We start from the raw sequence: 21,656 nt of genomic DNA on the forward strand, positions 1-21,656 counted from the left end.
GGGCAAATGCACACAGTTTGACCGCCCTATGAATGAGCGCGTAGCTTTACTTCCCCCCCCAAAAAACTTAGGGCGTTTTAACGCGCTCTTTCCACCAGTATCTGGTCATAATCACCATCCATGTGTGCAGTTTTTCAACCGATATTCGCCGCTCGACCTTCCGACATTTCAGCCATTTCGACGGCCTTGTCTATCAAGAACAACGCCTCCATCTTGGTTTTGGCTTTTAGCATAACTTCTTCGCTCACCTGGAAGCCAATTGGCCGGCCTGAAGTGGCATCACCGGAAATATCTTTCAATGCTTCCGGAAGCGGAGCACCCAACTGGTCCACTCTCAAGTCAATTTGATTGTCGTAGATCACCAAGAACACGCCATTCCCCCAATAGGTCGCCACTTTACGCCCTTCCTGATTAGCTGACAGAACTGCTGTGCCAGCTAAAGTCATGGCACTACGGAATTCACTGACCGTGCTCGTCTTATAGATTTGTTCAGCGCCTGTGCATTTAACCGCCACAAGTTTTGCAGCCATGGAGTGCATCGTTGAAAGCTGAATTACGTAGTTCTCAAATTCAGCTAACCCAATGAATCCGGGCAATTCTCCGAAACATTGCGGATCACTTAAGCGAACGTCCGGACTATTGTCAAAACACAACTCAAAATCCGCTTCAGCTTCGAGCACCTCGATTGCGGCTCTGCGTTCCGCTGCCATCCTATACGCGTCGGACAACCTCTGCTTCAGATCAGAGAACTCAAAAGGCTTTGTAACGTAGTCTGTGGCCCCAACTCCGAATGCCTCGTCGATGTACTCTTTTTGTACCATGGCGGTCACCATGATAATGGGCGTGTACGTGTGTTCTGGTAGTTTTCGCACTTCTTCGCAAAGAGTAATGCCGTTCATTTGCGGCATCTGCACATCCAGTAGCAAGCAGTCAAACGCTTCGTTAGGTCTCGACAGTATTTCAATGGCCTCCCGCCCACTTCTGGCGGTGACGACATCTTTATAACCGAACGCGTCCAGAACTCTATCTAGCAACTCCAGGATACTCGGATCGTCATCTACAGCAAGTATACGCATAACTTTTCACCAACCTTTTGCACCTCACCAAACGTTAGGCATTGCAGACTTAAGGCAACGTTTGGCCGGCGCATAAAACACTCAGGGTTTCTTCATCCTCTCTTACGAAGGCGGCAAAACGGTGACATAAGGCGGGCTTCCTTATGTCTGTGCATTTTTTTTAATTTGCACAATATTTTCCGCGCAAGTGCGCATATTGAAAAGTAAATCCCTCAAATTCTTGATGCCATTTTGATTTTACTCCTATCAGCCGTCACGGCTGCCTCGAAACATTATCGGAGAGCGAGACGGCGCCTGATCCATCGTGGATTCGAAAGGAATACGCAAAAGAAGCTGTCTTTTTTCAAAATGTTGCCAGGCGCGAGGAAATAAATGAAGCCTGCGGGAGAAAATAACAGCCAAGAACTATCTAAAGTTTTTGGTCAGTCAGTAAACTCAACCAAAGGGAGGGAGGAGATTTAGACACACCTATCCATCTATTCGGACAACTACCGCATAGGGTTGTGGACTTGCTGAACTGAATCTTGCCATAAGTGTGTCAAAAATATGAGTAAAATATGGACAGACCACTCAGGTATAAGCAGACATACCCGCTCTCGGAGGGGTTTCCGAAACTAACACCTGCTAACGGGACTTCAGGCGCACCAAGTGCTTTGGCGCGACTAGAAATTTTTGCTGTCAAAAGCAGTCCGCCAACGTCACGTGGTGACATTGGCAATATTCGCGCGACTACACTTAATTTTCGCAATATTTACGAGTATGGCACCCTGCTGGCAAAATACCTTGAAACCAGAAAGTCAATTTTCATTGACCAGTTAAAGTGGCAAGTTGGTGAAGCTGACGGGATGGAATTCGACCAATACGACACGCCAGCCTGTCGATGGATTGTGTTGCATGAATTCGGTGAAGTTTTAGGCGGTGTGCGACTTCTACCCACGACCGCAGAATGCGGCGTATATAGTTATATGCTGCGCGACGCGCAAAGAGGTATCCTTAAAGGAATACCATCTGACGTTTTATTTATGGACGCCCCGGTAAAGCACTCTGTTTGGGAAGCATCCCGTTTCTTCGTGGCAAAGGATGTTGCATCGTCACGCAGGCTGCTGGTTCAACAGGAGTTGTTTCACCAGATGACTACTGTCGCGATGGAAGGTGGTGCGACCAGCATACTGGGCATCGTCCCCTCAGTCTGGGCACGGTGGTCACGGCGACTGGGCATCAATGCCTCGCCTGTCGGCGCAAAGTTTTCCATCGATGGCACCGTCAGTCAGTCAGTTTTGTTCAACATCCATAAGTAAATGGAACCACTCAGCCACTAGAGCGTCTTTTGTACTCTTGGACGCTCGGCGCAGATTTCTTAGCAACTATGATTGATTTTCAGACTATTGGGAAACCGCGGCTGTTTTGCATGTTAGTGGGGTTTCCAGAATTGATGTTTGGACTTCCAACCGTTGTTCAATTCCGCAGTTTTGCGATCTTAGACTGCTCTTAGGCACGAACACATTGCCAAAAAAAAATGTTAAGAGAATGCGACGGTAGTTCACAACAATAACTGGCAACTCGTCGTTGAAGCCGCTGGCGCCAAATAAAGGTCAAGAAAAAACCCCTTTCTACGACGATTTTCTCCATTTTTGCCGCTGTTTCGACCCACTCGCCTCATAAGTTTAACCCGTTATGAGGATATCGGTGGTTCACCAGTTATGAGACATTCCACATTCGTAAGTGATCGGTTCCAAAAAAAGTTGGAGCTTCGAGCACAAAGAAAGACCGCGCTTGCTGTTCTGGCGGTTGATGATGATCCTGACATTCTGAAATTGCTCCAATCAGCACTTCCTGAACTCGAAAACTGCAAAGTGGTTGCCGCCAGTTCAGCTGATGAAGCGCTTCGGCAGATAGAAGCAGCGGAATCCCCATTCGACTGTCTGCTTGTTGACATTCAGATGCCCGGAACCTCTGGGATAGAGTTGCTTTCGCAAATCCGAAACTTGCCGGACAATCTGGAAACACCTGTTATAATGTTAACTGCTCTAGATGACAGGCAGAGCATCGAGAGGGCATTTTTAGAAGGCGCATTTGATTACATAACTAAGCCCTTCGACTTCTTCGAATTGCGCAGCCGTATGAACGCCGCCCATCTTCTAATGATGGAGAGAAAGAAAACACAATCCTCTTCAGCGTCGATAGAAAGTCTTCGTAGTGAACTGGATTTTAATCAGAAATTCAGTTTTGAAGACCCCCTGTCTATCGACGAGCAGGAACAATGCTTGGGGTATGTCGAATTCGACAACTATGTGGAGCAGCTTTCACGGGGGCGCCGATTTGACTCCTGGGTTACAGCAATCAAATTTCGCGATGCGGGGTACCACTTTGATCTGAGGGAATTTGGAGATTTTCGGCGCGCTGTTTCCGACATTGGATTTTGCATTCAAAAGACAACACAGGCCGCCGGAGGAATCTATTCCTATCGAGGGAGTGGCGTTTTTCTCGTTATTACACATGGACGGGAACGCACCCTGAATATTCCAACCGAAGCTTTTCTAAACCAGGAACTAAGGACCGTTCTCAGTAACCGATGCGCCTCTGTCCATCTTAAGGTGGTGAAGAGTACACCGGTGTCGCTTCGTTCAATTACAAAGGTTGGAGCATTCGCATCTTTGGACACCGCTGTTAAAATGGTGAATCTTCGTGAGACCAATCTCAGAAAGGGCCTTGTTGCGACCTGCCCCTCGATTTCAAAGCACACGCCGCATCGCAAAGAAATGGCCAACAATAGATTGTTTGATACCGTCCTGCGTGAAATGTACGGCGATGACACTTACCTCACTCGCCGGTAGCAAGCTTTGTCTTTGGCAAAGGCCGACCTCGAACAGAAGTCGAGCACTAGGGTTTAGATATCAACTTTAGTCGCGAACCCGTTCGGCATTGAGGATGAGTGGGCCACTGGTACGCATGGTGAACGTCAAAACTGGTTCCGGTATTTCTGACTCAGTAGTCGAAAAATTTATTCTACGGAGCACCGAAGCCATAAGCACCATGATCTCAGTTTCAGCGTACTGAGCGCCAATGCAGATTCTGGGACCATCTCCGAACGGAATGTACTGACCTCGAGGCAGTGTAGATCCCAGGAACCGTTCCGGCCGATAGTCGTTGGGAGCATCCCATAATTTTTCATTTCTGTGCAAAGAGTAAACTGGGAAAAACAACGCATCGCCATTTTCAATCTTTACCCCTTTAATTTCAAGGTCCGCAGCTGCGTCTCTGGCAAAAAACGCGGCGGAGGGATAAAGCCGCAGCGTCTCTTTAACATGCGCGCGCAAGAGTGGCATTGCCTCCAGGTCCGAGAATTCCAATAGGCCTTCTGGGCGAACAGATCGAATTTCTTGTCTAACCCTTGCTTGCATATCTTGGTGCAATGCCAGCAGATAGTATCCCCAGGCCAATGCGTTAGCGGAAGTTTCATGACCAGCGACGACAAAGGTCAAAAGGTTGTCAACAGTTGTCGCTTCATCTTCGAAATCGGTTTTCAAGGCCTCAATCATGAAATCGAGGAAGTCCAATGGCTCGCTACGGCCTTCGGCCCGACGCTGATCTATGACCCGTCTGGCGAGGTCTCGCATATTAGTAACCGGGGCCAAGCTGCGTAGCCAATTTTTCCGCGGCAACCACTTTGGCAAACCCATTAAATCGAAAAGGGACAGATCAGAAATGTACTCGAAATACTTGATCAGCCCCACTCGTACCTGCTCTGAACTGACTTCCTTATTACCTGAAAAAATCACTCTAGAAATATTCGTCAATGTTGATGCAGGCGCAATTTGTGCAATATCTACAGGGCCTTCGTGTTCCGCCAATGAGTCTGCAATCTCGACACCAGTCTCTGCAAAATGCCGAGCCAGAACCGGGAGGTTTCTGGCGGCGAACAATGGAGAATACCTTCGCCTCTGCCGACGCCATTTTTCCCCTTCTGAGAGTATTAAACCGTTGCCTACAGCCGATCCAATAATGTCTCTGGTGAACTTGGCTTTGGGAAACGAACGGCCCTGGCCGACAAGTAATTCGGTTACCATTTCAGGATCGCAGATATAGTGTATGTTCAAAGGTCCACGAACATAAGTTTCACGCAGAGTTTCTGCCGGGATGACTTCAAACATGTTGCGGCCAGCTGACCTTGCAAACTGAAGCAGTGTCACCGGCTTGGTCGCAAGCCTAGCGGTAACAGGAGCGACAGTACCCTGCCTCAACTTCGCAATTTCAACTGCAGTCAAACCCCAACCCTTTTAGAATTATTCCTTCTTTCGGACACATTAAGGTGAAAAAATTCCCACTTAGCAACGAGATCCTCGATTTTGGGTACCCTGCTCTGCAATTGTGCAAAAATTTGCGGTCTCCTATACCAAAAACTTGCGTGAATCGCCCAACAATCGCGATAGGCGTCAAAGGATTGGTGCCAAACTGTGAACCCAATTTGGACCAACTAAGTCCTCATTATGCCGGTATTGGTACTTTCCAAGCGCGAAAAACGAAGACATTTGGATGACAGCCATCGACGCCAATCTGCCGGACCGGGATTCCGGTGAAACGGAAAACCGGCTTCTGCAAAACATCATAGATTATACTGCCATGAGCTTTGCGCTTCTGTGGCAGCGGCAGGCTATTTATCTGGCCACGACCATTTTGACTGCGTTCTTCTTCGATCCCTTTAACGCCATGCTGTTCTATGGGACGATCCTCATTTGTGAAGTGCAAGATTTATTGCTGGCCAAACGCGTACCGCGCTTAAAGCCAGACCAGCACAAAGCAATAGGTATGATGGTTGTTTGGATTCTGTTGAACACGGTCCTGAGCTCAGCCGCAATCTGCCTGTACGCAGTTTCAGTTGCTTTCGCACAGCCCGCCGGTGGTCACTTTACGCCAATGTTCTTCTTGTTTGCTGCGGCGTTGTTTGCAGCAATGAACAACCATCAGTTTCTGTGGGCGATGATTGTCCGTTTGGCCATGTACGGCGTTTCGTTCATGTTGATTGTCGTCAAGGATATCTGGATCGAACGCCCCGAGCTTTCATCTGAACTCTGGCTGCACTTCTTCACCGTTATCTTTGTAATGTATTTTCTGATCGACTGTTCGATGGTGTTTCTGAAGCTCTACCGCAGGAATTTGGAGCAACTCGAAAAGCTCAAAGCAGAGCACGAAAGAACAAAAGCGGCCTACATTGCAAAAACTCAGTTCATATCGACAGTCAGCCATGAGCTGCGTACGCCTCTTACATCGATCAAGGGGTCACTTGACCTAATCAACACAGGCGCGTTGGGTGAAGTTCCAGATTCAATGCAAAGCCTCATACAGTTAGCGTGCAAAAACAGCGAACGGCTAGCATCACTTATCAATGATGTGCTGGACATACAAAAAATGGAGGCCGGTGAAATGAACTACCGTGAAGGAACTATTGATGTACATACGCTCGTTCAGGAAGCGATTTCCGTTAACACCGGTTACACCAGTGCTCACAACGTAGAAATTGTGGAGGACATAAGGGGAAACAAAGATCTGTTCGTTAAAGGTGATGCGTCCCGCCTTCTTCAAGTGTTGGCCAACATGATCTCCAACGCAGCCAAATTTTCCCTTGATGGAGGCGAGATAACGGTCGGATGCGAAAAAGTCCGTGGGAAGATTCGCCTCTTCGTCAAAGACCACGGCATAGGGATACCCGAGGGGTGCCAGGACAAAGTCTTCGATCGTTTTTCACAGATTGACTCTTCCGATGAACGTCACGCAGGCGGTACAGGGCTCGGGATGCACATTTCAAAAGAAATTGTGGAGCATTTGGGAGGAGAAATAGACTACAGAAGCAAACTTGGTGAAGGCACAGAGTTTTTTATTATGCTTCCCGCCATATGCGGGCATGAAGTAGGTACCGCCGGAGACGAGCAGACCTCACTACCCTGCGCCATGCAATCCAAGCAACATTAGCGGAATCCTACTGAGCAATTTCGATGGCACATCAACGTACTACTTCGAAGCAATCCCATGGTTCCCGAGCGGATTTTCCATGGTAGAGTTAACCCTAAAATCACAAGACCTCGTGGCACACTCGAAACCGCCTGTGGTGAAAAGAGGGATTCTGCGTAATGCCAATGCAACTCCAAAAAGAAAATGCTGTTCCGATCATGCGATCGGAACAGCAAACTCGTTACTAAGTACATTTCCTAAGATGCGGTAGGTTCACAACTTTCGGCAAAAAGGCCTCCTACTTGCAGGCCGCGATATCACAAGATTTATATTAAGGTATGAACTATCCAAGCACTGAGAATTTCTCGTGTTTTGTTCGTTTCCGCTGTTCCAAATGATAGAAACTGGAAACAAAGAAGGCAATGGCCACCAAACTGTTAACGTTTTTCAGCTTACCCATCGATTCGGCACTCTCTATTTGAACTAATTCACTCGTTGTCTTGCGCTTAAATATCCAGCATGCCGAACAACATCGGCTTCGGGGGTTCCCGATTATGGTTCAGGATAGCGGCTACAACTTCGCGGGCCTCTCCACGGGCTTCTAGGCTTTCCCCCACTAGCCGACGGGTCCAGCTATCGTCGGGGTCCAACCCTTGAACACCCGCCATTTAATGCTTTGCAAGTTGCTGGGCGTCGATGAACTTCTGAGTGGCAGATCTAGTGGCAACCTCAGGTTGCCGCCTGTACGTAAGCAAACGATGCCGTTCAATTTATGCGTAATCGATGCGAAAATATTGCGTAAAGGTCTACGAAACAGTTGAAATTACAGTGATTTTTTTTGAGCTTCACTCCGAAAGGTATTGTTTTTATTTTCAATAGCTTACAAGATATGGTGCGGTCGAGAAGACTCGAACTTCCACGGGTGTTACCCCACAGCGACCTCAACGCTGCGCGTCTACCAATTCCGCCACGACCGCACTGCCAATGACTTGGTAGAGGGGCATATAGACGGTGGCGAACAGGATGTGAAGAGGCAAAAAACACGCCGATTTGAATTCCGCAGTGCCATCCTTATCTGTACTGCAGACAGCGAATATTTCCCCCTTCCCCGGAGCCCGCCCATGACCGCGCAAGATCCCCGCCCAATTGTCCAGATTGATATCGTCTCAGACGTTGTGTGCCCCTGGTGCATCGTGGGGTTTCGCCAGCTGGACCTGGCTTTGAAAGAACAAAACGTTCTCGCCAATCTCAGATGGCATCCTTTTGAGCTGAACCCCAATATGCCGCCAGAGGGCCAGAATCTGCGCGAACATATCATGGAGAAGTATGGCTCGACGGTCGAGCAGAGCCAGCAGGCCCGCGATCGGTTAACCCAGATCGGCGCCGAGCTTGGCTTTACGTTCAATTTCAATGACGACAGCCGGATGGTAAATACGTTTGCCGCGCATCAGCTGCTGGACTGGGCCGAAACGCAAGGCCGCCAGCATCCGTTGAAGATGGCCCTGTTCGAGGCCTACTTTACCAATCAGCAGGACGTATCCCAATCTGAGGTCCTGCTTGATGCAGCCCAAGCGGCAGGGCTGGATCGGGACGCCGCCCAAGCGGCTCTGACTTCGGGCGATCACATTGCGCCGGTTCGCGAAAAGCAACAGTTCTGGATCAGTCGTGGTGTTTCAGGTGTTCCGTCGATGGTGTTTGCTGGCAAGTACCTGGTGACCGGTGCGCAAGGGGCCGAAACCTATTCTGACCTGTTGCAGCGGTGCCTGACCGAGGCTGCGTGACCTCTTTTCTTCGCCCTGCCCCGGCGGTAAGGAGCACTTATGGAATGGAAGATCACTGACGGGCTGACCGATTACAATGACGCCGTCGCCTTCATGGAGGCGCGCGTGGCTGCAATTGCGGCCGGAGAAGCGGATGAGTGTGTGTGGCTGCTGGAGCATCCGCCGCTATACACCGCCGGCACCTCAGCCCGGATCGAAGACCTGACCGACCCGGATCGCTTTCCGGTCTTTGAGGCCAAGCGTGGCGGTGAATACACATATCACGGCCCCGGCCAGCGCGTGGCCTATGTAATGCTGGACCTGAACAAACGCGGCAAGGATGTGCGCCGTTTCGTCAAGCAACTGGAAGAATGGGTGATCGCAGCGCTGGCCGAGTTCAACGTGCACGGTGAAATCCGTGACGGGCGCGTTGGTGTTTGGGTGCGGCGCAACGACAAACCACTGACCGCTTCGGGCCAACCTGCCGAGGATAAGGTGGCGGCGATCGGATTGCGCTTGCGCAAATGGGTCAGCTTCCACGGCATCTCGATCAATGTCGAACCTGACCTCGAACATTTTTCGGGCATCGTCCCCTGCGGCATCACCGAACATGGGGTTACGTCGCTTGTCGATCTGGGGTTGCCGGTCACCCTGATGGACGTTGACGCGGCCCTGCGCAAAACCTTCTCAGAGGTTTTTGCCTCCAATGGGTGCTAAAATGATACCTGCGAATCGTTCAAAATCAATGCGCTGTTAACAATCTCACAAATTCTGACGCTTCTGTTTCCATACTGAGCCAAAATTTCCCAATGGCTACAGTGCAAATAGGGCAAATGGGTGAAAAACTCACTCAAATAGATACATCGCGCGTATTTGCGAGTAGTATAGGCTTACCGTTCTTAGAGTGAGTGGTGTTTTAACCGGTGATCTTGGGTCATCCTGAGCAATCGGAAATGTATTAGTTAACGAGTCTGCCGTTCCGACCCCAAATCGGAGCGGCAATTCACATTAAACTCTATGGATTCTCTTCTGTATGCCCAAAACGTGACGACCCGACACACGCGCGGTCGATCTGCTCAAGCTCAAGCGTGGCGTGACCAATGGCAAACCGGTCGCGGAGCGAATGTCTGACGCTGGCTCTCACCCCTTCCGCATCAGCCCAGGCCGCCGCGTCCACGACCAGATGGGCCGTTAATGCAGGCTCTCTCTCCTGCATGCTCCACAGGTGGATATGGTGAACCTCGGACACTCCGGGTACACCCTCGATGGCCGAGGCAACTTCTTCCGGGTCCAGATCGGGGGGCGCTGCCATCATCAGAACGCGGATCGTTTCGCCAATTTCACTTTTGACATGCCACAGTATGTAGACCGAAATCAGGATCGTGACGGCGGGGTCTACCCATGTCCAGTTGAACAGGATCACCGCGGCGCCGGCAATAATCACAGCCACCGATCCCAAGGCGTCCGCAACATTGTGCAGAAACGCCGCCCGGATATTCATGCTGTCCTTGGCCATCGAGTAAGTTAGCGCAGCCGTGACAAGGTCCACAATCAAAGCCAGCGCCGCGATCCAGACGACCATCCAGCCGTTGACCGGCTCAGGCTCAAAAAACCGCATCACACCCTCGTAGAACAAGTACACCGACAGCACGACCAGAGTGGTGTAGTTGACAAGCGCGGCTACGACCTCGGCCCGGCCATAGCCGAAACTCATGCGTGGGTCGGCAGGTCGGCGGGCGATTTTGCGGGCAAAAAAGGCGATGACCAACGCGATGGCGTCAGAGAAATTATGCAGGGCGTCAGCGATCAACGCCAGCGACCCTGAAAAAATGCCCCCAATGACCTGTGCCAGCGTCAGGAACATGTTGACGGCAATGGCCCAAGCAACGCGCGCGTCTCCTGCCTCCGGGTCTATGTGATGGTGCGCGTGGCTGTGCCCCTTATGAGAGTGATCATGTGCCATCTGAAATGTTTGTCCCTTGTTACGGCTGCACATTGCATGTAATTCCTCTAGTAACTAGAGGTTCAAGAGCCCTGAGGAAAAAAGATGTATTCAATTGGGTTTCTGTCGCGTCATACGGGGGTCAAGGTTCCGACCATCCGGTTTTATGAAGACAAAGGGCTGTTGCCGCGCCCGGACCGAACAGCGGGTAATCAGCGCCGGTACGACGACACTGCATTGAAACGGCTGCTTTTTATTCGCCATTGCCGCGATCTGGGTTTACCGCTGACCGATGTCGTAGGTTTGCTGTCTCTGGAAGGCGCGTCTGGCCGCGACCTTAACCAAGCTCATGAAATTGCCGAAAGACAGTTGGCCGACCTGCGGGACCGTATTTCCCGCCTGCGCAGCCTTGAGGCCGAACTGACCCGAATTTCCAAAGCCTGCGATGGCAAGCACGACCATGTCTGCGCCGTGCTTCACGCATTTGGCGATCACAGTGAGTGCGCGGGGCCACACGCGCACTCGAAGTAACTGCTTGCCGGTCAGCTCAGCGCGGCTTTGATCTTTTCGGCATGCTGCGCGATCAGGTCGAAATCGCCCATCGTTCCGGGTGCCCGCACGGCAACACCATCATGGCGTGGCAGGATATGGAAATGCAGATGGAACACCTCCTGCCCTCCGGCGGCCTCGTTGAATTGCTGGACCGTGACCCCATCCGCATCGAACGCTGCAACGACGGCCTTGGCCATTTTCTGGACCGTTGCGGTCACAGCAGCCAGTTGTGCAGGCGTTGCATCCAGAATGTTGCGGCAGGGGGTTTTAGGGATCACCAGCAGATGCCCGTCCGCGCGCGGCATGATATCCATGAAGGCCACCGTATCGTCATCTTCGTATACTCGGTTCGAAGGGATTTCTGCGCGCAAAATCTTGGCAAAAATATTCTCGGGATCATAAGCGGTCATTTCAATTCTCCGATTAACGCGTTGCCGACAGTTCTGCGGCGCACCCTGGCCCGGGTCAAGCGGGGAACGCAATTCCCAGCCGCCCCCTTGAATTCGAGGCGCTGATACCCAGATGAATGCGGAATTTGGTGAAAATTTCGCGGGTCGCCCTCCTGCCCGCGACAATTAATCTTGATCCAGATCAAACTCGACCATTGAAGGTCGTCCCCCCGCAATCTAAAACCAGCAGGAATCCCGCGCGTTGGAGAGGTCCAACTGCGCGGTGCAGTTGCAACAGGAGGCACCTATAATGGCAGACGCAGCCATTCATGGTCACGACCATGAAGACCAGCGCACATTTTTCCAGCGCTGGTTCATGTCGACCAACCACAAGGACATCGGGATTCTATACCTGGTCGTCTCGGCACTTGCCGGTCTGATTTCAGTTCTGATGACTGTTGTCATGCGGATCGAATTGATGGAACCCGGGGTGCAGCATATGTGCCTGGAAGGCTTCCGACTGTTCGGCAGCGGAGCCGAGCTCTGCACCCCTAACGGACACCTGTGGAACGTTATGATCACCTACCACGGTGTTCTGATGATGTTCTTCGTGGTCATCCCCGCGCTTTTCGGCGGATTTGGCAACTATTTCATGCCGTTGCAGATCGGTGCACCGGACATGGCCTTCCCGCGGATGAACAACCTGTCCTTCTGGCTTTATGTCGCTGGTACGTCGCTGGGTGTGGCCTCGTTGCTGAGCCCCGGTGGTAACGATCAGCTCGGTTCGGGCGTTGGCTGGGTTCTGTACCCGCCGCTGTCGACGACCGAAGGCGGCATGTCCATGGACCTTGCGATCTTTGCCGTGCACGTATCGGGCGCCTCCTCGATCCTCGGCGCGATCAACATGATCACCACCTTTCTGAACATGCGTGCCCCGGGCATGACTCTGTTTAAGGTGCCGCTGTTCAGCTGGTCGATCTTTGTCACCTCGTGGCTGATTCTGTTGTCCCTGCCGGTTCTGGCGGGTGCGATCACCATGTTGCTGATGGATCGCAACTTTGGCTTCACCTTCTTTGATCCCGCCGGTGGCGGCGATCCGATCCTGTATCAGCACATCCTGTGGTTCTTTGGCCACCCGGAAGTGTACATCGTGATCTTGCCTGGGTTCGGAATTATCAGTCACGTCATCGCCACCTTCTCGCGCAAGCCGGTCTTCGGTTACCTGCCGATGGTTTGGGCGATCATCGCGATTGGTGTGCTGGGCTTTGTCGTGTGGGCGCACCACATGTACACCGTTGGCCTGTCACTGCGTCAGCAGGCGTACTTCATGCTGGCCACGATGGTCATTGCGGTGCCGACCGGGGTTAAGGTCTTCTCGTGGATCGCGACCATGTGGGGCGGTTCGATCGAGTTCAAGACACCGATGCTGTTCGCCTTCGGCTTCCTGTTCCTGTTCACCGTTGGCGGTGTGACCGGTGTGGTTCTGTCGCAGGCCGGTGTGGACCGTGCGTATCACGACACCTATTACGTGGTTGCGCACTTCCACTACGTGATGAGCTTGGGTGCCGTGTTTGCGATCTTCGCGGGCGTGTACTTCTACTTCTCGAAAATGACAGGTCGTCAGTACTCGGAATTCTGGGGCAAGGTTCACTTCTGGCTGTTCTTCATCGGCGCCAACCTGACCTTCTTCCCGCAGCACTTCCTGGGCCGTCAGGGCATGCCGCGTCGTTACATCGACTACCCCGAGGCATTCGCTCAGTGGAACTATGTATCGTCGATTGGTGCGTTCATCTCGTTCGCTTCGTTCCTGCTGTTCTTCGGCATCGTGATCTACGCCCTGCTGCGCGGCGCGAAAGAAACACGTCCGAACCCGTGGAACGAATACGCGGACACGCTGGAATGGACCCTGCCTACCCCGCCGCCCGAACACACGTTCGAACAGCTGCCAAAGCAGGAAGACTGGGATAAAGGCCACGCCCACTAATCCCGGCAATATAGACTGACAAAGCCCCGCAGATGCGGGGCTTTTCATTTTTCACGCCTCAAGAATTAAACAACGCTGGCATAGACTTGCCCGAGAATAAGCCGCTAGACTTATCTGCAATAGCCAATTGCGCAGGACCCGGTCGGTCATGATCCTTCACGACGGAATTACTGTACGACAGATGGTCAAGGGCTCCTTTGGCTTTATCTGCATCGTGCTGACATGGACGCTGCTGGTTGTTCTGGCGGACGAGCTCACGACAATCGAGCTGATCTCGAACCCCAGCCCGCCCGTCACCATGCTCGGGCTGGCAGTGGCATTCTTTCTGGGCTTCAAAAACACATCGGCCTTTGCGCGATGGTCCGAGGCGCGCAGCATCTGGGGCGAGATCGTCAATGCCAGCCGGGACTGGGGCAACACTATTAGCAATCTGGTGCTGCCCGACGGCACACCGATTGATCCCGCGCTGCGCGACGAACTGATCGAACGTCACATCGCATGGCTCAATATGCTTGCCTTTCAGCTGCGCCAGCCCTCGCCGACAGGACGCAGCCGACGTCCATGGATGTTTGGACACAAACCTATTTCAGACCGCACCGAGCTGCATCAAAAGCCCGAATGCTGGCGTGAACGCCAATTGGAAAGCGACTTGCCCAGGCTTGAAGGCAAGAGCAATCGCGCCGCCTATCTGATGTTTCTTCAGGGCGAAAAGCTTGCTGAGTTGGCGCGCAGCCGTGGCATTGACCCCTATTGGCACGTCGCCCTGATGGACCGCCTCGCGCGGTTTACGACGACACAAGGGCAATGTGAGCGCATCAAAAACACACCGTTCCCAAGACAGGTTGCCGAGGTCGGTCGCGTCTTCAGTTGGATATTCATCTTCATGCTGCCGCTGGCGTTCAACGACGAGCGATCGATCATCCCCGAAACAGATATCTCTGTATTGCAGCTCGTGATTTTCGACTGGCTGACATTTGCGCCGGTTGGGGCGCTGGTCTGCTGGATCTTCTTTGTCACCGAACGCGTCAGCGCCTCGATGGAGGATCCGTTCGAAGGGGATGTGACCGATGTTCCGATCTCGGCCCTTTGTCGCAGCATCGAGATTGACTTGCGGCAGATGACCGACTGCGGGGTTGCGCCTCAACCCGCGCAACCCATCGAAAAAGTTCTGTTTTAGAGCGACCCGATTTGGCGCGTGCGCAACGCCATTTCAGGGTGCGTTCGATAATCTGCCCAAATTAGGGTATCATGTATCCAGAAACCCTGGGATCGGAGCCATCAGATGCCCGAAATTGACTTTTGGTTTTCCATCGGCAGCACATACAGCTACCTGACAATCATGCGCCTGGATGATTGGTGTGATGAGCATGACGCGACCGTCAATTGGCGCCCGTTCAACGTGCGCACCATAATGTCCGAACAACAGAACATTCCCTTTGCGGGCAAACCGGCCAAATCCGCATATATGTGGCGTGATATCGAGCGGCGCGCCGCAAAGTACCACCTGCACGCAACGCTTCCTGCACCCTACCCGATCTCGGATCTTGCGCTGGCCAATCAGGTCGCTGTGCTGGGTATGTCGGATGGCTGGGGCAAGTCCTTTACCCAAAACCTGTACCGCATCTGGTTCGAAGAAGGGATTGAGGCGGGCAGCGAAACGGCGCTGTCAGAAGCGCTGCATCGGTGTCAGCAGGACCCACGCCTGACCCTTGCCCGTGCCCGCAGCCCGGACACGATCTCGGCCCTTGAAACCGAAACCGAACAGGCCACAAAGCTGGGCGTTTTTGGCGCCCCCAGCCTGGTCGTTCGCGGCGAGGTTTTCTGGGGCGATGACCGGCTGGACGACGCGTTGTCGTGGGCCAGAGTTGGGCACGTCATCTGATCTTTCCTGTTAGACACCGGCAGGTGTTGCGCTATTTTTGCACCATGCCGTATCGATGGAATCAAACCTCAAGTTCCGAGCAAGAGTTGCGCCTGTGGCCGCATAACTCTCTGCCCCCACGCTGGGCGATGCGTGTGGTGTTGGCGGTCTTCCTGTTTGGCTTGATTCCCCTGATGGCTGTTCTTGGGTCGGTTTTGCTGTGGGGTTTGCTGCCATTCATGCTGTTGACCGTTCTGGGACTGTGGTTCGCGATCCAGTCCAATTACCGTGCACGCAGCGTTTTCGAGGTGTTGACCTTGACCGGCTCGCAGGCCCGTCTGGTGCAGCATCACCCACAACGGGGGCAGCAGGAGTGGTCCTGCAACCGCTATTGGGCGCGTCCCGAAATGCATGAGCGCGGCGGCCCGGTCCCGAATTATGTAACACTGACCGGTGACGGCCGCGAAGTTGAAATTGGTGCCTTTCTGTCTGAGGAAGAGCGGATTTCGCTGTTTGATGAGCTCACAAAAAAACTGCGCGAACCTGTCGCGCAGCCTTAGCATCTTAGCAAACAATAATGCCTAGCAGCTGCCGCCTGGCGCAGCGCAGAGCTGATCTTTGACCATCGGGCCAACCTTGCCGAAATCCATCTGGCCGGTGTAACGGGTTTTCAGCTCACCCATCACTTTGCCCATGTCGCGGATCGACCCGGCGCCGGTGGCCGTGATTGCGGTCTGAATGGCCTTGCTCACCTCGTCATCGTCCAATTGCTTGGGCAGGAATTCCTCGATGACCTCGACCTCGCGCAGTTCCCGTTCGGCAAGATCCAATCGGCTGCCCTCTTCATAAGCACGGGCGCTTTCCTTGCGCTGCTTGGTCATTTTACCAAGAATTTCAAGCACCTCTGTATCGCCGCAGCCTTTGGCTTCTTCGTTGTCAGACGCGCGCGAGGCGATGTCACGGTCCTTGATCGCAGCATTAATCAGGCGCAGCGTCGACAGACGCTCGGCATCCTTGTCTTTCATTGCTTGCTTCAGGGCAGTGTTCACCCTTGATCGCATATCCATATGTTCTGTCCATCCCCATGGCAAAGGAACCCCGACCATATCGAAACAAAAAGCGTGATACAACAGGGGGTGCATGTGGTTAACTTATTGATTTTAAACAATAGCCTAAAAATTGAACAGACTTGACCCGAGCGTACAACCCCCTTAGGTATGCGCCGGTTTACCTTGCAGGAGAGTCGCGCCATGGCCCAGAACGCCCCGTCCAAGCCCACCGCATGTCTGGCATTGGCCGACGGTACATTGTTCTACGGTATGGGCTTCGGCGCCACCGGCCAAACCGTGGCTGAACTGTGCTTTAATACCGCCATGACCGGATATCAGGAAATCATGACCGACCCCTCTTATGCGGGACAGATCGTGACGTTCACCTTCCCTCATATCGGCAATGTCGGCGTGAACCCCGAAGATGATGAGACCGGCGATCCGGTTGCCGCCGGGATGGTGGTCAAATGGGATCCGACTGAGCCATCGAACTGGCGCTCGGCCGAGGAATTGAAAACCTGGCTCGCCCGCCGTGGCCGCATCGCCATCGGTGGTGTGGACACCCGCCGCCTGACCCGTGCCATCCGTCAGCAAGGCGCACCTCATGTCGCGTTGGCGCATGATCCCGACGGTAACTTTGATATCGAGGCACTAGTCGCCGCCGCGCGCGGTTTTGCCGGTCTGGAAGGTATGGATCTGGCCAAAGAGGTCACCTGCGCCCAAAGCTATCGCTGGGACGAAATGCGGTGGGCCTGGCCGGACGGGTACAAACGTCAGGAAGCTCCGATTCATAAAGTTGTCGCCGTGGACTTTGGCGCAAAGCGCAATATCCTACGCTGCCTCGCCTCGGCCGGATGCGACGTCACGGTTCTGCCTGCAACGGCGACTGCCGCCGAGGTGCTGGCACATAATCCCGATGGCGTGTTCCTGTCGAACGGCCCCGGAGACCCGGCAGCCACCGGTGAATACGCCGTGCCTATGATCAAAGAGGTTCTGGACGCCACCGACCTGCCCGTCTTTGGCATCTGTCTGGGACACCAGATGCTGGCGCTGGCTTTGGGCGGCCATACCGTAAAGATGAACCACGGCCACCACGGGGCCAACCATCCGGTCAAAGACCTGGATACCGGCAAGGTCGAGATCACGTCGATGAACCATGGCTTCGCGGTGGATGGCCAGTCCCTGCCCGACGGAGTTGTGGAAACCCACCGTTCGTTGTTTGACGGGTCCAACTGCGGCATCCGCATGACCGATCGACCTGTCTATTCAGTGCAGCACCACCCCGAAGCCTCGCCTGGCCCACAGGACAGCTACTATCTGTTCGAACGCTTTGCCGACGCTATGGCAGACAAGAAAGCACAGGCTTAACCACTTCATCGTTTAGTGTTAACGCGCTGTTAACCTTGATTGAGCCACCCTGACGCGGGTCACCGTGTCAGGGGTTTTTTATGGTTGAACATAACCTGCAGCAATTCACGCGCGCCGCGCCGATTTCTAATCGGTCGCGGAAACCCCTGGGCACCTGCTTGGTCGAACGTGGTTGCATCACCACCGCGCAGCTGGAAATGGCGCTGCATCTACAGTCCAGACAACAGGCCCCGCTGGGCGAGATCCTTGTCGGAGAGGGCTGGATCAGCCGTCAGGAAGTCATGGATGCTTTGTCCGAGCAGACCAACTTGCAAATTGCCGATCTGAAAGACACGCCCCCTTCCCCGACTTTATGTGACATCAAACCGGCCGAGTTCTGGCTGAAGCATAATGTAATCCCATGGCAACGCATCGGCCCAATCCTGCTGATCGCGACCGCGGATCCGAACCGCTTTGCCGCGGTGCGCGCCGCCCTGTCCCACACCGAACACACGATTGCACCAGTACTTGCATCGGTTAGTCAGATTGATCATGCGATTGCCAGCGCGTTTTCCGACACTTTGGCAAAAGGCGCGGAAACCCGGGTCGACAAGGATCAGAGCTGTCGATCATGGACGCCGACAAAGCGCGCGGGTCCGATCGCGGCCATTGCGGGACTTCTTTTCTTTTTTTCAGCCTTTCCTCTGGTTGGTCTGGCTGCTCTTTTGACCACGGCCACAGTTTCACTGCTTTTGTTCATGGTTTTGCGCATGGCGGGCTTGGTCTCATATCTTATGAGATGCCGCCAAGTGTGCCCAGCGCCCGAGCCTGTCCCGCTGCGATTGCCACGCGTATCGATGATGGTGCCCCTTTACAAAGAACGAGAAATAGCAAGCGCTTTAATTAAGCGGCTACAACGCCTGACCTACCCAAAGGCGTTGTTGGATGTCATTCTGGTGCTGGAGGCCTCAGATGAGGTAACGCGCACCACATTAAGCCGAGTGGATCTGCCTAGCTGGATCAGAACGGTGGAAGTCCCGGAACTGAATGGACTGACGACCAAGCCCCGCGCGATGAACTACGCGCTGGATTTTTGCCGTGGCGACGTTCTGGGTGTGTGGGATGCCGAGGACGCGCCGCAACCGGATCAGATCGAACGGGTGGTCCGGCATTTTGCGCGGGCTGACGAAGACGTCGTCTGCCTGCAAGGTGTTCTGGATTATTACAACCCGCGCACAAATTGGCGGTCACGCTGCTTTACCATCGAATACAACAGCTGGTTTCGGATCATCCTGCAAGGCATTGCGCATCTGGGTTTGGTCGTCCCCCTTGGGGGCACTACATTCTTTTTCCGCAGAGACAAACTACTGGAGCTTGGCGGTTGGGATGCCCACAATGTAACGGAAGATGCAGATCTGGGCGTGCGCCTCAGCCGCGCGGGCTATCGAACCGAGATGGTTGATACCACCACCTATGAAGAGGCAAACTTTCGCGCCTGGCCGTGGGTCAAGCAGCGCTCGCGCTGGCTAAAGGGGTTCATGGTTACATATCTGGTGCACATGCGTGCGCCGCGGCGTCTGCTGGGCGACATCGGGCTCAAGCGATTTCTTGGCATTCAGGCGTTCTTTCTGGGGACTATCGGTCAGTTTCTACTGGCACCGGTCCTATGGTTGTTCTGGTTGGCGACACTGGGCTTGCCTGGCCCGTTCGATCCGCTTTTGTCTGATTGGGCCTTCTACGCACTCATCAGCCTGTTTCTGGTGGCCGAGATCACCAATCTGATCGTTGGAATGCTGGCCGTAGCAGCGCCTGAAAGACGATTCCTTATGCCGTGGGTTCCAACAATGCCGCTTTATTTTCCGCTAGGCGTGTTAGCCGCCTACAAAGCCCTGTGGGAACTGGCCAGCAACCCGTTCTTCTGGGACAAAACTCAGCATGGGCAGGCCCGCGAAGAAGTACAGCCGCACTGACGGTCACTTTTCGCGCAACACGGCATCCTGTTTCAGCCGGGTCATGAACGCCACCGAGATATGTTCTTTCAGCGCGCGCTCAGCCGCCTCTTCATCCCGTGCGGTGATCGCTTCGACAATGCCCTTATGCTCACTTTGCGCAATCTCGCCACGGCCCTGAACGGCAAGCGAGGTCGTAGCCATCAGAGCCATTGTGCGGTGCACAAGATTCAGCTGCTGCACCAGATACCGGTTGTGCGAAGCCAGATGGATCTGTTCATGAAACCGTCGGTTGGCCCGCGACAGTGCCGTTGGATCATTCACCAACGCATCGTCAGCGGCGACCATGTCCTGCAGCACTTTGATCTCTTCTTCGGTGGCGTGTTTCGCGGCCAGCTTTGCGGCCAACCCTTCCAACTCGCGCCGGACCACATAAAGTTCGGCCATTTGGTTGTGATCCAATGAGGCCACGATCAGTGATCGTCCGTCACGCTCTAGCAGGGACTGCGTCTCAAGTCGCTGCAACGCTTCGCGGATAGGTGTACGAGACACGCCAAATCGTTCTGCCAGCTCACTTTCGACCAATCGGTCGCCGGGCTTGTAAACGCCCACATCAATCGCTTCGAGAATAAGGCTATAGGCGTCTTTGTTGGGCTGACGGGATTGCGGCATGGGGTGTTTTTTCTCCTCGTTCGGACATGTCTATCCGCCTCAGGCCCGTGCAATCAAGTGTAGCATTGAAAACCTGTGCATGGCGGCCTAAACCCAACCCATGGTCAAACCTTCTTTTTCGCACGTCAGCCAATGGGTGTTCGACCTCGACAACACGCTGTACCCGCCTCATATGCAACTATTCGGCCAGATCGAGGTTCTGATGACGGATTACGTGGTGCAGGCCATTGGCGTCGACCGGGCCGAGGCGGATCGTCTGCGCTCGCACTATTGGCGAGAATACGGCACCACGCTGGCCGGCTTGATGGCCGAGCATGACCTGGACCCCGAACCCTATCTGTACGCCGTGCATCAGGTGGACATGAGCCACATGGACCCCGACGCCGAACTGGCCGACCACATCCGGTCCCTGCCAGGCCGTCGCATAGTTTACACCAACGGCAGCGCGCCTTATGCCGAACGTGTGCTAAAAGCACGCGGCCTCAGCGGCTTGTTCGATGCAGTTTACGGAGTGGAACATGCGGGCTACCGCCCGAAACCCCAACAGGCCGCCTTTGAGGCAATCTTTGCACAGGATGGAATCGACGCCGACAAGGCGGCTATGTTTGAAGATGATCCGCGCAATCTGGCCGCTCCGCACGCGATGGGAATGCGCACTGTTCACGTCGCGCCCCAGCCGCACGAGGCCGATCATATCCACCATCACACCGACGATTTGACTGCGTTTCTGGCCCGCCTGCGATAGGCTGTCACACTGCGACGATCTGCACATTCTGCAGGTGCATCATCGACCCTATATGCGCCTCAGCGACGAACAGAATCGGAGACCCCATGAGCGCGATCGAGATGCCCGGACGCCTGCCCATCTGGCAGCGCCTGTTATTTGCAGTTCCCCTGTTTGGCTGGCTGGCCAAGGATGCCGCTCATGCAAGGGGCGCAGATTGGGGTTATACAGCGGCCGCGATTCTCAGCATGTGGGGCTGTTCTGCCCTGTTGTTCGGTCTGCCGGGCCTATACATCCCGGCCGTGATGATGGTGCCGGTGATGTTCCTGATCCTTATCCTGATTTCACGCGGCTGACACGCGGGACAGGATGTCACTTGGCGCCCGATGCAGAACCGAACTAGGG

At 53.9% G+C, this 21,656-nt stretch carries 21 protein-coding genes and 1 tRNA gene; 14 read left to right on the top strand and 8 right to left on the bottom strand.

Features of this window, described 5'->3' with window-relative positions; all coding sequences use genetic code 11:
* Window positions 1-134 precede the first annotated feature (134 nt).
* Window positions 135-1,076, bottom strand: a complete 942-nt coding sequence (locus tag AC2FJC_RS05670) for a response regulator (protein ID WP_496722243.1) — start codon at window positions 1,074-1,076, stop codon at window positions 135-137.
* A gap of 557 nt (window positions 1,077-1,633) precedes the next feature.
* Here AC2FJC_RS05670 and AC2FJC_RS05675 point away from each other — a divergent pair.
* Together AC2FJC_RS05675 and AC2FJC_RS05680 are read left to right on the top strand one after the other, a co-directional pair.
* Complete coding sequence (locus AC2FJC_RS05675; protein ID WP_496738750.1) at window positions 1,634-2,374, top strand: acyl-homoserine-lactone synthase; 741 nt, start codon at window positions 1,634-1,636, stop codon at window positions 2,372-2,374.
* A 402-nt stretch (window positions 2,375-2,776) separates the two neighbouring features.
* Window positions 2,777-3,910, top strand: a complete 1,134-nt coding sequence (locus AC2FJC_RS05680) for a response regulator (RefSeq protein ID WP_496722239.1) — start codon at window positions 2,777-2,779, stop codon at window positions 3,908-3,910.
* A 66-nt stretch (window positions 3,911-3,976) separates the two neighbouring features.
* On the opposite strand, the gene AC2FJC_RS05685 is transcribed toward AC2FJC_RS05680, so the two are convergent.
* Window positions 3,977-5,227: a cytochrome P450 gene (locus AC2FJC_RS05685; RefSeq protein ID WP_496738751.1), complete on the bottom strand. Its 1,251-nt coding sequence runs from the start codon at window positions 5,225-5,227 to the stop codon at window positions 3,977-3,979.
* A gap of 382 nt (window positions 5,228-5,609) precedes the next feature.
* On the opposite strand from AC2FJC_RS05685, the gene AC2FJC_RS05690 reads away from it, so the two are divergent.
* On the top strand, window positions 5,610-7,043 hold the full coding sequence (locus AC2FJC_RS05690; protein ID WP_496738752.1) for a sensor histidine kinase: 1,434 nt from the start codon (window positions 5,610-5,612) through the stop codon (window positions 7,041-7,043).
* A 485-nt stretch (window positions 7,044-7,528) separates the two neighbouring features.
* Here AC2FJC_RS05690 and AC2FJC_RS05695 read toward each other — a convergent pair whose 3' ends face one another.
* Both AC2FJC_RS05695 and AC2FJC_RS05700 read right to left on the bottom strand, forming a co-directional pair.
* Window positions 7,529-7,690 (bottom strand): hypothetical protein, encoded by a 162-nt coding sequence (locus tag AC2FJC_RS05695; RefSeq protein ID WP_496738753.1) that lies wholly within the window; start codon window positions 7,688-7,690, stop codon window positions 7,529-7,531.
* Between the two features lie 222 nt (window positions 7,691-7,912).
* Window positions 7,913-7,999 (bottom strand) — tRNA-Leu (locus AC2FJC_RS05700).
* Window positions 8,000-8,143: 144 nt separating this feature from the next.
* Here AC2FJC_RS05700 and AC2FJC_RS05705 point away from each other — a divergent pair.
* Together AC2FJC_RS05705 and lipB are read left to right on the top strand one after the other, a co-directional pair.
* On the top strand, window positions 8,144-8,803 hold the full coding sequence (locus AC2FJC_RS05705) for a DsbA family oxidoreductase (protein WP_496738754.1): 660 nt from the start codon (window positions 8,144-8,146) through the stop codon (window positions 8,801-8,803).
* Between the two features lie 39 nt (window positions 8,804-8,842).
* Entirely contained in the window at window positions 8,843-9,499 is a 657-nt protein-coding gene (gene lipB / locus AC2FJC_RS05710) for a lipoyl(octanoyl) transferase LipB (RefSeq protein ID WP_496738755.1), read from the top strand.
* 298 nt (window positions 9,500-9,797) lie between these two features.
* Here lipB and AC2FJC_RS05715 read toward each other — a convergent pair whose 3' ends face one another.
* The gene (locus AC2FJC_RS05715; RefSeq protein ID WP_496738756.1) at window positions 9,798-10,745 is read right to left on the bottom strand and encodes a cation diffusion facilitator family transporter; all 948 of its coding nucleotides are present in this window, start codon (window positions 10,743-10,745) and stop codon (window positions 9,798-9,800) included.
* An 84-nt stretch (window positions 10,746-10,829) separates the two neighbouring features.
* Here AC2FJC_RS05715 and AC2FJC_RS05720 point away from each other — a divergent pair, with 84 nt between their 5' ends.
* Entirely contained in the window at window positions 10,830-11,255 is a 426-nt protein-coding gene (locus AC2FJC_RS05720) for a MerR family transcriptional regulator (protein ID WP_496738757.1), read from the top strand.
* Window positions 11,256-11,266: 11 nt separating this feature from the next.
* Here the strand turns inward: AC2FJC_RS05720 and AC2FJC_RS05725 are convergent, their stop codons facing one another.
* On the bottom strand, window positions 11,267-11,686 hold the full coding sequence (locus AC2FJC_RS05725; protein WP_496738758.1) for an HIT family protein: 420 nt from the start codon (window positions 11,684-11,686) through the stop codon (window positions 11,267-11,269).
* A 289-nt stretch (window positions 11,687-11,975) separates the two neighbouring features.
* On the opposite strand from AC2FJC_RS05725, the gene ctaD reads away from it, so the two are divergent.
* The 4 genes from ctaD (at window position 11,976) to AC2FJC_RS05745 (ending at window position 16,070) form a co-directional block, all read left to right on the top strand.
* Entirely contained in the window at window positions 11,976-13,649 is a 1,674-nt protein-coding gene (ctaD, locus tag AC2FJC_RS05730) for a cytochrome c oxidase subunit I (RefSeq protein ID WP_496738759.1), read from the top strand.
* Between the two features lie 148 nt (window positions 13,650-13,797).
* Window positions 13,798-14,826 carry a bestrophin family protein gene (locus AC2FJC_RS05735; protein ID WP_496738760.1) on the top strand — a complete coding sequence of 343 codons (1,029 nt, stop codon included), beginning with the start codon at window positions 13,798-13,800 and terminating at the stop codon, window positions 14,824-14,826.
* Between the two features lie 105 nt (window positions 14,827-14,931).
* Window positions 14,932-15,531, top strand: coding sequence for a 2-hydroxychromene-2-carboxylate isomerase (locus AC2FJC_RS05740; protein WP_496738761.1), 600 nt, complete (start codon window positions 14,932-14,934; stop codon window positions 15,529-15,531).
* A gap of 44 nt (window positions 15,532-15,575) precedes the next feature.
* Complete coding sequence (locus AC2FJC_RS05745; protein WP_282118866.1) at window positions 15,576-16,070, top strand: DUF2244 domain-containing protein; 495 nt, start codon at window positions 15,576-15,578, stop codon at window positions 16,068-16,070.
* 21 nt (window positions 16,071-16,091) lie between these two features.
* On the opposite strand, the gene AC2FJC_RS05750 is transcribed toward AC2FJC_RS05745, so the two are convergent.
* Complete coding sequence (locus AC2FJC_RS05750; protein ID WP_058274249.1) at window positions 16,092-16,577, bottom strand: GatB/YqeY domain-containing protein; 486 nt, start codon at window positions 16,575-16,577, stop codon at window positions 16,092-16,094.
* 183 nt (window positions 16,578-16,760) lie between these two features.
* Here AC2FJC_RS05750 and carA point away from each other — a divergent pair, with 183 nt between their 5' ends.
* Window positions 16,761-17,927: a glutamine-hydrolyzing carbamoyl-phosphate synthase small subunit gene (gene carA / locus AC2FJC_RS05755; protein WP_496738762.1), complete on the top strand. Its 1,167-nt coding sequence runs from the start codon at window positions 16,761-16,763 to the stop codon at window positions 17,925-17,927.
* An 80-nt stretch (window positions 17,928-18,007) separates the two neighbouring features.
* Window positions 18,008-19,876, top strand: a complete 1,869-nt coding sequence (locus tag AC2FJC_RS05760) for a glycosyltransferase (RefSeq protein WP_496738763.1) — start codon at window positions 18,008-18,010, stop codon at window positions 19,874-19,876.
* A 3-nt stretch (window positions 19,877-19,879) separates the two neighbouring features.
* Here the strand turns inward: AC2FJC_RS05760 and AC2FJC_RS05765 are convergent, their stop codons facing one another.
* Complete coding sequence (locus tag AC2FJC_RS05765; RefSeq protein WP_058273905.1) at window positions 19,880-20,527, bottom strand: GntR family transcriptional regulator; 648 nt, start codon at window positions 20,525-20,527, stop codon at window positions 19,880-19,882.
* Between the two features lie 100 nt (window positions 20,528-20,627).
* On the opposite strand from AC2FJC_RS05765, the gene AC2FJC_RS05770 reads away from it, so the two are divergent.
* Together AC2FJC_RS05770 and AC2FJC_RS05775 are read left to right on the top strand one after the other, a co-directional pair.
* The gene (locus tag AC2FJC_RS05770; RefSeq protein WP_496738764.1) at window positions 20,628-21,272 is read left to right on the top strand and encodes a pyrimidine 5'-nucleotidase; all 645 of its coding nucleotides are present in this window, start codon (window positions 20,628-20,630) and stop codon (window positions 21,270-21,272) included.
* Window positions 21,273-21,358: 86 nt separating this feature from the next.
* A complete protein-coding gene (locus tag AC2FJC_RS05775; RefSeq protein WP_496738765.1) occupies window positions 21,359-21,607 on the top strand; it encodes a hypothetical protein in 249 nt (82 codons plus the stop codon).
* Window positions 21,608-21,656: the final 49 nt, after the last annotated feature.

Source organism: Ruegeria sp. CDSB117, from assembly GCF_059611005.1.

Bases quoted from the DNA above. Each gene is read 5' to 3' on its own strand.
- AC2FJC_RS05670 (WP_496722243.1), bottom strand. From the start codon at position 1,076: ATGCGTATACTTGCTGTAGATGACGATCCGAGTATCCTGGAGTTGCTA.
- AC2FJC_RS05675 (WP_496738750.1), top strand. From the start codon at position 1,634: ATGGACAGACCACTCAGGTATAAGCAGACATACCCGCTCTCGGAGGGG.
- AC2FJC_RS05680 (WP_496722239.1), top strand. From the start codon at position 2,777: ATGAGACATTCCACATTCGTAAGTGATCGGTTCCAAAAAAAGTTGGAG.
- AC2FJC_RS05685 (WP_496738751.1), bottom strand. From the start codon at position 5,227: ATGTTTGAAGTCATCCCGGCAGAAACTCTGCGTGAAACTTATGTTCGT.
- AC2FJC_RS05690 (WP_496738752.1), top strand. From the start codon at position 5,610: ATGACAGCCATCGACGCCAATCTGCCGGACCGGGATTCCGGTGAAACG.
- AC2FJC_RS05695 (WP_496738753.1), bottom strand. From the start codon at position 7,690: ATGGCGGGTGTTCAAGGGTTGGACCCCGACGATAGCTGGACCCGTCGG.
- AC2FJC_RS05705 (WP_496738754.1), top strand. From the start codon at position 8,144: ATGACCGCGCAAGATCCCCGCCCAATTGTCCAGATTGATATCGTCTCA.
- lipB (WP_496738755.1), top strand. From the start codon at position 8,843: ATGGAATGGAAGATCACTGACGGGCTGACCGATTACAATGACGCCGTC.
- AC2FJC_RS05715 (WP_496738756.1), bottom strand. From the start codon at position 10,745: ATGGCACATGATCACTCTCATAAGGGGCACAGCCACGCGCACCATCAC.
- AC2FJC_RS05720 (WP_496738757.1), top strand. From the start codon at position 10,830: ATGTATTCAATTGGGTTTCTGTCGCGTCATACGGGGGTCAAGGTTCCG.
- AC2FJC_RS05725 (WP_496738758.1), bottom strand. From the start codon at position 11,686: ATGACCGCTTATGATCCCGAGAATATTTTTGCCAAGATTTTGCGCGCA.
- ctaD (WP_496738759.1), top strand. From the start codon at position 11,976: ATGGCAGACGCAGCCATTCATGGTCACGACCATGAAGACCAGCGCACA.
- AC2FJC_RS05735 (WP_496738760.1), top strand. From the start codon at position 13,798: ATGATCCTTCACGACGGAATTACTGTACGACAGATGGTCAAGGGCTCC.
- AC2FJC_RS05740 (WP_496738761.1), top strand. From the start codon at position 14,932: ATGCCCGAAATTGACTTTTGGTTTTCCATCGGCAGCACATACAGCTAC.
- AC2FJC_RS05745 (WP_282118866.1), top strand. From the start codon at position 15,576: ATGCCGTATCGATGGAATCAAACCTCAAGTTCCGAGCAAGAGTTGCGC.
- AC2FJC_RS05750 (WP_058274249.1), bottom strand. From the start codon at position 16,577: ATGGATATGCGATCAAGGGTGAACACTGCCCTGAAGCAAGCAATGAAA.
- carA (WP_496738762.1), top strand. From the start codon at position 16,761: ATGGCCCAGAACGCCCCGTCCAAGCCCACCGCATGTCTGGCATTGGCC.
- AC2FJC_RS05760 (WP_496738763.1), top strand. From the start codon at position 18,008: ATGGTTGAACATAACCTGCAGCAATTCACGCGCGCCGCGCCGATTTCT.
- AC2FJC_RS05765 (WP_058273905.1), bottom strand. From the start codon at position 20,527: ATGCCGCAATCCCGTCAGCCCAACAAAGACGCCTATAGCCTTATTCTC.
- AC2FJC_RS05770 (WP_496738764.1), top strand. From the start codon at position 20,628: ATGGTCAAACCTTCTTTTTCGCACGTCAGCCAATGGGTGTTCGACCTC.
- AC2FJC_RS05775 (WP_496738765.1), top strand. From the start codon at position 21,359: ATGAGCGCGATCGAGATGCCCGGACGCCTGCCCATCTGGCAGCGCCTG.